Source organism: Streptomyces sp. NPDC006365 (assembly GCF_042870755.1).
GTDB lineage: Bacteria > Actinomycetota > Actinomycetes > Streptomycetales > Streptomycetaceae > Streptomyces > Streptomyces xiangluensis.
The window spans coordinates 152,484-161,537 of sequence record NZ_JBIAHS010000002.1 but is presented as its reverse complement, the minus strand read 5'-3'; the positions used below and the strand labels follow the sequence as shown (position 1 = coordinate 161,537).

The following is a 9,054-nucleotide window of genomic DNA, read 5'->3' as shown; positions in this document are numbered from 1 at the left end:
ACCGCCACCATCCCCGTCAGCTCAGGACCGTATGGCGTGGCGGTCACCCCGGACGGCACCCGCGTCTACGTCACCAATGCTGGTGGCTCGGACGTGTCGGTGATCGACACCACCACCAACACCGTCACCGCCACCATCCCCGTCGGCAATGGCCCGGTGGGCGTGGCAGTCACCCCGGACGGCACCCACGCCTACGTCACCAATAATGGCTCGAACACCGTGTCGGTGATCGACACCACCACCAACACCGTCACCGCCACCATCCCCACCGGCAACAACCCCGCGGGCGTGGCAGTCACCCCGGACGGCACCCGCGTCTACGTCACCAACGTCGTCTCGAACACCGTGTCGGTGATCGACACCACCACCAACACCGTCACCGCCACCATCCCCACCGGCGATAGCCCGATGGGCGTGGCAGTCACCCCGGACAGCACCCACGCCTACGTCACCAACCTCGACTCGGACACCGTGTCGGTGATCGACACCACCACCAACACCGTCACCGCCACCATCCCCGCCGGCAACAGCCCGTTTGGCGTGGCCATCGCAACCTCCTGACGAGAGGTGACGAGGAGGGAGGCGTCCTCAGCCCTCCCTCGGTCCGGGCGGACTCGGCCAGCTGTACGCCACGGCCAGGCCAGCCGCGTACCTGCCCTTGGCGACCTTCGTCCGCAGCCACACAGCGGCGAAGGTCACCAAGGGCACGGCAGCCGAGCCGCCGTGGAGCGGCCTCGACTGAGGCGGACATCCACGTCCTTGCCAAGCATGGATCCGCTTCGGCGTAGTCGGCCGGCGTCCGTTTCGTGATCCCTTGAGGCCGAGCGAGTTCTGGATGCTCGCGGGGTTGGTCAAGGGCAGGCGGGATCATCGATGATGCTTCGGCAGGCACGTTCTTTCAGACAGGTCGCGGGGCTTCGAGAACTCCATGATCTTGGAAGTCGTGCCTGTTCCGCTGTCCCTGACCGGTCAACCTGGCAGACCGTCATGAACCGGACGCCCGGCGACTACACCGAAGCCCTGGTGTCAGCCCCGATACAACGCCTCGATCTGACCCGCGTACGCCCGCGTCACCGCATGCCGCTTGACCTTCAAGGACGGAGTGAGCAAGCGGTTCTCCTCGGTGAACTCGCCCTCCACGAGGATGAACTCGCGGATCGACTCCGCGCGGGAGACCGCCTGGTTCGCGTAGTCCACGGCCTTCTGGACGTCGGCTCGCATGGCGGGGTCGCGGATGAGGTCGGCCATGGGAGTGTCCGCGGGCATTGCGCGGACGTGGAGCCAGTGGGCCACGTCCTCGCGATCGAGGGTGATCAGGGCCGCTACGTAGGGGCGGTTGTCGCCGACGACTATGCACTGGCCCACCGGGGGGCGGCTGCGGAGGCGGTCCTCCAGGATGGCGGGAGAGACGTTCTTGCCGCCCGACGTGATGAGGATGTCCTTCTTGCGGCCGGTGATGGTGAGGTAGCCGTCGTCGTCCAGGGCGCCCAGGTCGCCGGTCGCGAACCAGTCGTCGGTCAGGGCGGCGTCTGTGGCGGCCGGGTTGTTCCAGTACGCGTTGAAGACGATGCCGCCCCTGATGAGGACCTCGCCGTCTTCGCCGATGCGGATCGCCGTGCCGGGGACGGGGAGGCCGACCGTGCCGGGGCGGGGTTTCAGGGGCGGGACGATCGTTGCGGCGGCTGTGGTCTCGGTCAGGCCGTAGCCCTCGTAGATGATGATTCCGGCCGCGTAGAAGAAGAGATTGAGGTTGCGGTCGAGGGGGGAGCCGCCGCTGATGGCGTAGCGCATGCGGCCGCCCAGTTCCTTGCGGATGCGGCGGTAGACCAGTTGGTCGTACAGGGCCCAGGCGGCGTACAAGCCGGGGTTCGGGCCCTGGCCGCGGCCGAGGAACCTGTTGAGGTGGGCCTCGCCGAAGCGGACGGCGATGCGGTCCGCACGGTCGAAGGAGGCGCCGCGGCCGATCCGTTCGGCGGTCGCGCGGCCGGTGGCGTGGATCTTCTCGAAGAGGTACGGGACGCCGACCAGGAAGGTGGGGCCGAACTCCCTGAGCGCGGGCCGGAGTTCGTTCGGCGTGATGCTCGGGAAGTGTCCCAGCTCGATACGGGCCATCAGGCAGGCGATCTGGATGGTGCGGCCCAGGATGTGGGCGAGGGGCAGGAAGAGGAGGGTCGAGGCGACCTGGCCGGTGATCTCTTTGAAGATGGGGTGCAGGAGTTCGACCGTGTTGGCGGCCTCGGCGTGCAGGTTGGCGTGGGTCAGGACACAGCCCTTGGGCTGGCCGGTGGTGCCGGAGGTGTAGCAGATCGTCGCGGGTGTGTCGGGGGTGAGGGCTTCCCGGCGCTTGATGATCTCCTCGTCGGGGATGCCCCGGCCCCGGGCGGTGAGTTCGGGGATCGCGCCCTCGTCGATCTGCCATACGCGCGGGGGGTCGGAGTGGTCGGCCGTGCCGGCCGTGACCGCTTCCGCGTTGTCGGGGGTCTCGGCTATGACGAAGCGCGCGCCCGAGTCGTGGACGATCCACTCGATCTGCTCGGCCGAGGACGTGGCGTAGATGGGAACGGACTGGCCGCCGGCCGCCCAGATCGCGAAGTCGAGGACCGTCCACTCGTAGCGGGTACGGGACATCAGCGCGACTCGGCCGCCTGGTTCGAGGCCCTCCGCGATCAACCCCTTGGCAACAGCGGTGACTTCGCTGGCGAAGGCTTCCGCAGTGACGGGGCGCCAGGTGCCGTTCACTTTGCGGCGGAGGATCACGGCGTCCGGAGCCTCCGCCGCGTTGGTGTAGGGCAGGTCGGCGACGCTGCCGGTGGTGGCCCTCGCTGCGAGGGGCGGCATACGGGCCTCACGGACGACGCCTTGGTGGTCCCTGACGATCTCGACCTTGGTGCGGTTCGCCAGGTCGGTACGTTTCTTCGCCTGTTTCAGATCTTTGCGTACGCCCATGACGGCTCCCGGTCGCGGCTCACGTGCGGTGGTGCGGTGGTGCGGTGCGATGCGATACGTACTAACCCGGGCGTCAACTTACTCGTGCGTAGCAGAAGTTCAATCGGTTGTTCGGCTGTGTTCGGTCGTGTGACCGCATAGGCCGGATGCCTGGCGCCTCGGTCGCGGTGGTCGTCGATACGGTGCTGACGGCGCGGGGCGACGGTCCGGCGCCGTCCGACAACGCCTCGAAGGGATCTTCCTGTGCGCCCCCACCGCTTCCGGTCCGTCCTGGTTGCCGCCGTCGTCTCGGTCATGGCTCTCTCCGGTACGGCGCCCGCCGTCGCCCATGACGCCAAGACCGCCGATCACGCCGCCCCCGCCTCCACCAACAGCCTTGCATCGCTGACCGGGTTGTTCACCGAGCGGTTGCTGCTGGCCGACAAGGTGGCGGCTGCCAAGTACGGGACCGACACGCCGATTGACGATCCGGTGCGTGAGCGGCAGATTCTGGACGACGTTGCCGCTCGGGCGGTCGGGCTCGACCCGGACGTCGTGGCCGCCGTTTTCCGCGATCAGATCGAGGCGAACAAGTTGGTGCAGCGCGGGCTGTACGCACGGTGGGACGCACATCCCGATGAGCGGCCCACCGAGCGCCCCGACCTCGCGAAGGAGGTCCGCCCGGCGCTCGACCTGATCACCACGCGGCTCCTGGCCGCGCTCCAGGAGACAGCGTCGGTGCGCGACGACGCCTTCTGCCAACCGCGGCTTCGCGCCGCCGCCGCGCTGTCCGCGTACGTTCACCGTCTGGACGTACTCCATCTGAAGGGGCTTGAACGCGCACTTCCGTCAGTCTGCACGGTTGCCTCCGGCGGCTGAGCGGGGCGCCCACCGGGCGGGTGGGTTCGGTTCGTGGCCGACTGCGGTTCGTTGTGGCCGGTCGCGCCCCGCGGCGGAGCCGCCAAGTGCACCGAACCAACCACCCCCGTAGGCGCCCCGCCCAAACCATCGGAGGTCTTGCGCGATGCGCGGTTCCGTTCGACGCTGAAGCTTCTTGTTGCCTTTCCGGTCGGAGCCGCCGCATGAGCACATACCGTCCGAGCCGCCGCAACGTCCTCGTCGCAGGAGCCGCCCTCGCAGGGTCAGCCGCGTTCGCCGCGCAGAAGCGGGCGTTCGCCGCCGAGGGGGACGAGTGGGACGCGAGTCCGAGAGTCTTCCAGGTCAACAGAGAGCCGGCCCGGGCCGCCCGCCTCGTGCCGTACGCCAACGCCGCCGACGCCCGGCGCGGGCAGTTCGCGAAGTCGCCGTACCACCGCTCCCTGAACGGAAGCTGGCGATTCCACTGGGCGAGAAACCCCGACCAGCGGCCCACCGGGTTCCACGCACCCGGCTTCGACGACAGCACCTGGGACCGCATTCCCGTCCCGTCGAACTGGGAGATCGAGGGCTACCCGGAGCCGATCTACCTCAACATCAAGTATCCGTGGATCGGTTACGAGAACCCGGCGCCACCGCGGATCCCGCACGACTTCAACCCCGTCGGCTCGTACCGCCGTACCTTCACCGTCCCCGATGGTTGGAAGAAGCGGCGCACACTGATCTCCTTCCAGGGCGTGAAGTCCGCGTTCTTCGTGTGGGTCAACGGCAAGCGCGTCGGCTACAGCGAGGACAGCTACACACCCGCCGAGTTCGACATCAGCCCGTATCTGAAGGCCGGGCGCAACACACTCGCCGTGGAGGTCTACCGCTGGTCCGACGGCAGTTGGCTGGAGGACCAGGACATGATCGACCTGTCCGGGATCTTCCGCGACGTGTATCTGTACTCGGTTCCGCAGGTGCACGTCGACGACCTGTTCCTGCGCACGGAACTTGATTCCGCGTACCGCGACGCCGTACTGAGCGTCGATGTGGCCTTACGCGACCGGGGTGACGACCAGTCGGTCACCACGCATCGCATCGTGGCCGAGCTGTTCGACGCCCGCGGACGGCGTGTGCTGAAGCTGGCGGACGCGGTCGAGGACGCGGTGACGCTGAAGGGCGAGGTGAGGGGGCCCGCTCTGTGGTCGGCCGAGCAGCCGAATCTCTACACCCTGGTCGTCACACTCAAGGACGGCTCAGGTAAGGCCGTCGACATTCACAGCAAGCGGATCGGGTTCCGGCAAGTCGACTACGGCCCCGGCAAGTTCACCGTCAACGGCAAGCCGATCATGTTCCGCGGCACCAACCGGCACGAGAACGACCCGGACCGTGGGCAGGCCGTCGACGAGGCGAGGATGGTGCGGGACATCCTGCTGATGAAGCGCCACAACATCAACGCCGTCCGCACCTCGCACTACCCCAACCATCCGCGTTGGCTGGAGCTGTGCGACGAATACGGGCTGTACGTCGTCGACGAGGCGAACCTGGAGACGCACGGGGTACGCGACACCGTGCCGGGTTCGCTGCCCGAGTGGACCGACGCGTGTGTGGACCGAATGCGGTCGATGGTCGAGCGGGACAAGAACCACGCGTGCGTGGTCGTGTGGTCGCTCGGCAACGAGGCGGGACAGGGCTCGAACTTCAAGGTCATGGCCGACTGGGCGCACGCGCGCGACGCCTCGCGGCCCGTGCACTACGAGGGCATGAACGCCGTGGCCGACGTGCACAGCGAGATGTACACCAGTCCGGCGGGCGTCGAGAGGTACGGCAAGTCCGGCAACCCGAAGCCGTACATGCTCTGCGAGTACACGCACATGATGGGCAACAGCGGCGGCAACCTCCCCGAGTACTGGGACATCATCGAGCGCTATCCGAACCTGCACGGCGCGTTCTTCTGGGACTGGGCCGACCAGACGATACGGCTGCCTGTGCCCGGCGACCCGAAACGCACGTATCTGTCGTTCGGGGGCGACTGGAAGCCCGGCTATCCGACGGACGGGAACTTCTGCTGCAACGGCCTGGTGGCGGGTGACCGTGCCATACATCCGGGGCTGCTGGAGGCGAAGAAGGTCTACCAGCCGGTGGGGATCACGGCCGGTGATCTCGCCGCCGGTGTGGTGAAGGTACGCAACAAGCACCTGTTCAGCGGCCTGCACGCGTACGAACTGCGGTGGACGGTCACACGGGACGGCGCACGCGTGCAGCACGGCACGCTCGCGGCCCCCAAGGTCGCGCCGGGTGAGGAGGGCACCGTACGCATCCCGTACCGGAAGCCGCCCGCGCTCGAACCCGGCGCGGAGTACTTCCTCAACCTCTCCTTCGTGCTGCGGAAGAAGACGAGTTGGGCCGACGCCGGGCACGAAGTGGCAGCCGAGCAGCTGGCGTTGGACTGGCAGGCACCCGCGCCCACCGAACCCGCACCGCGCGGCGACCTCACGCTGACGGAGACCGACAGCGAGGTGAAGGTGAGCGGCCGCAACGTGGAGGTGGTGCTGTCGAAGGCCTCCGGCACGCTCTCCTCCTACGTCTTCCGCGGCCGGCTTCTGCTCGCCGAGGGCCCCGTGCCGAACTTCTGGCGGGCACCGACGGATAACGACATCGGCCGTAGATTCCAGAACACGGCGCGCACGTGGCGCGACGCGGGAGCCAAGCGCACCGTGACGTCGGTCAAGGCCTCGCAGCCCTCACCCGGCGAGGTCGTCATCGAGGTCGGCTGTACGCTGCCCACCTCGCCGAGCGCCTCGACGTGGCGTACCGAATTCCGGTTACGCGGGGACGGCGAAGTGCGGGTGCGGCACACACTTGAGGCGGCCTCGGGGTTGCCCGATCTGCCCATGGTGGGCGCCCTGTTGACGGTTCCCCGGGGCTTCGAGCGGCTCGACTGGTTCGGGCGTGGGCCGCACGAGAACTACTGGGACCGCAAGACGTCCGCGTTCGTGGGACGTTGGCGGTCCACGGTCGACGATCAGGTGGCGCCGTACGTCCGTCCCCAGCAGACGGGGAACATGACGGACGTACGCCACCTGTCGCTGACCGACCGTGCCGGTGACGGGCTCACCGTGGTCGCCGATCCGGCGGAAGGTGAGCCTCTGCTGGAGGCGAGCGCGCTGCACTACTCGCCGTTCGACCTCGACGGGCCGCGTCATCCGTACGAGTTGAAGCGGCGCGACGAGACCGTGCTGGGCGTCAACCACCGGCAGATGGGTGTGGGCGGCATCGACTCGTGGGGTGCGGCCCCGCTGGAGAAGTACCTGCTGCACTCCGGCCGGTCGTACACGTACGCCTACCGGCTCAGGCCTTCCTAGCGCCCTGCCGACCGCCCGGCCTGTTCGATCGTCTCGGCGAGTTGGCGTACCTCCTCGGACTCCGTGGTGTCAGCCAACTCCTCGGCTCGGTCGGACAGTTCGGGCAGTCCGGGGGCGCCGGGGAGACGGGACCAGCGGGAGTCGCCGGAGCGGAGGGCATCGGCGAAATAGGCGGCTATGGCGGTGACCTGGAGTCCGTTGCGAGCGTTGTCGCGGCTCCACAAGGGCTGGTTGAGGGCTTCGGACTCCAGCTGGGCCGACTCCTCGTGCGGTGTGCGGGTGTCGGGGTCGAGCCAGCGGACGGTCGCGGTGGCGAGGTGGCCGGAGGCGCCGGGCTTGGTGCGGACGGCGTACAGGGCCGTGACCGTGTGGCCGGGGCCGATCTCGCCGCCGTCGACGCCGTCGTTGCGGAAGTCCTCGTCGGCGACCTGGCGGTTGTCGTAGCCGATGAGCCGGAACTGCTCGACCGTCTGCGGGTCGAAGGCGACCTGCGCCTTGGCGTCACGGGCCGTCAGGTCGATGTTGCGGGGCAGTCGGTCGACGAAGACCGTGCGGGCGTCCTCTTCGTTCGATACGTAGGTGGTGTGGCCGTCGCCCTTGTCAGCGAACTGTTCCATCAGGGCGTCGCCGTAGTCGCTGCCGACGCCGACGCCGAACAGGGTGATGCCGTGCTCGCGGCGGGCGTCGGAGATGCGGTCCAGGATCGAGTCGGCGTCGGTGTCACCGGTGTTGGCGAGGGCGTCGGAGAGCAGGACGACACGGTTGGTGGCGCCTTCGCGGCGGCCCTCGACAGCGGTGGCGTATCCGGTGTCGACGCCCGCGCCGAGGTTGGTGGAGAGGGTGGGTTCCAGCGTGTCGACGGCGTCGTGGACGCGGTCGCGGTTGTCGCCGAGGCGGGTCATCGGGAGTACGGTCTCGGCCTCGTCGCTGAAGGTGACGATCGCGACGGAGTCGTCGTCGCGCAGTTCGTCCGTCATCACGCCGAGGGACTTCTTGACCAGGTCGAGCCGGCCGGGCTCACCCATGGAACCCGAGACGTCGATGACGAACGTGAGGGCGGCGGGCGGCCGTTCTCCCCTGTCCTCGGCCGGGCGCGTGGCGAGACCGACGCGCACGAGCCGCCAGTCGTCGCTCTCCCCGCCCGCGTCCGTACGCGCGCCGTCGACCGTGACGGAGAAGCCGTCGCCGTCGGGGCGCTCGTAGTTCTGGCGGAAGCTGTTGATGAACTCCTCGGGCCGTATGGTCGCCGGGTCCGGTCGACGGCCGTCGGCGAGGGTGCGGCGCGCGTACCCGTACGAGGCGGTGTCGACGTCCAGCGCGAAGGTGGAGAGGTAGTCGGCGGGAGGCGGGGTGCTCTCGCGGATTTCACCCTGCTGCTCGCCCGGGGTGGTGCCTTCGTCGGTGCCGGCGGGGCCGGTCGGCTGCGCGGGGGCCGGCGCCGGGAAGCGTTCGGTGTCGCCGGCCTTGTTGCTGCCGTCGTACGACGACTCGCCGGCGCCCGAGCCGCATGCGGTGAGCAGCAGGCAGCCCGCGGCCATCAGAGCGGCAAGTGCGCCGCGCGGTCGCCGTGTTCGGTGTGTCGTCCGGTACTCGCCCATGTGGGCCCCCTCTGAGTTGACGTCGACGTCTGTGACTGTGACGCCGGAGAGGGCCGAGGTGTGCGGCATGGGGCGTTGCGGATCGATCTCGAAGCGGGCACGGCGGACGCCTGTTGAGACCGGTAGGTGATCTTCCGGAGACCTGGGAGTGTCCGTAGGCCCTTACAGCCCCGTGTTCTCAGCGGCAGACCAGCGGGGCGAGTTCCGGCAGGGGCAGGTTCATGGGCGGGTGGCATACGCGCATGAAGGGCCGTCTGGGCAGTCGCGGGGAGTCAACGGTCTGCGGGTCGGTGGGGTGCGTGGCGGGC

5 protein-coding genes are annotated in these 9,054 nt (G+C 68.7%); 3 read left to right on the top strand and 2 right to left on the bottom strand.

Annotation, left to right across the window (positions count from 1 at the left end):
• Nucleotides 1-561, top strand: a 561-nt coding sequence (locus ACFYO0_RS05900) for a beta-propeller fold lactonase family protein (RefSeq protein ID WP_388671295.1), incomplete at its 5' end; no start/stop codon positions are given.
• 465 nt (nt 562-1,026) lie between these two features.
• Here ACFYO0_RS05900 and ACFYO0_RS05895 read toward each other — a convergent pair.
• Entirely contained in the window at nt 1,027-2,946 is a 1,920-nt protein-coding gene (locus tag ACFYO0_RS05895; RefSeq protein ID WP_388671292.1) for an AMP-dependent synthetase/ligase, read from the bottom strand.
• Nucleotides 2,947-3,189: 243 nt separating this feature from the next.
• Between ACFYO0_RS05895 and aroQ the strand changes: the two genes are divergently transcribed.
• Nucleotides 3,190-3,804, top strand: a complete 615-nt coding sequence (gene aroQ, locus ACFYO0_RS05890; protein ID WP_388671289.1) for a gamma subclass chorismate mutase AroQ — start codon at nt 3,190-3,192, stop codon at nt 3,802-3,804.
• A gap of 203 nt (nt 3,805-4,007) precedes the next feature.
• Entirely contained in the window at nt 4,008-7,148 is a 3,141-nt protein-coding gene (locus ACFYO0_RS05885) for a glycoside hydrolase family 2 TIM barrel-domain containing protein (RefSeq protein ID WP_388671286.1), read from the top strand.
• On the opposite strand, the gene ACFYO0_RS05880 is transcribed toward ACFYO0_RS05885, so the two are convergent.
• Nucleotides 7,145-8,746 carry a von Willebrand factor type A domain-containing protein gene (locus ACFYO0_RS05880; protein ID WP_388672726.1) on the bottom strand — a complete coding sequence of 534 codons (1,602 nt, stop codon included), beginning with the start codon at nt 8,744-8,746 and terminating at the stop codon, nt 7,145-7,147. The two genes, ACFYO0_RS05885 and ACFYO0_RS05880, sit on opposite strands and share 4 nt — an antisense overlap.
• Nucleotides 8,747-9,054: the final 308 nt, after the last annotated feature.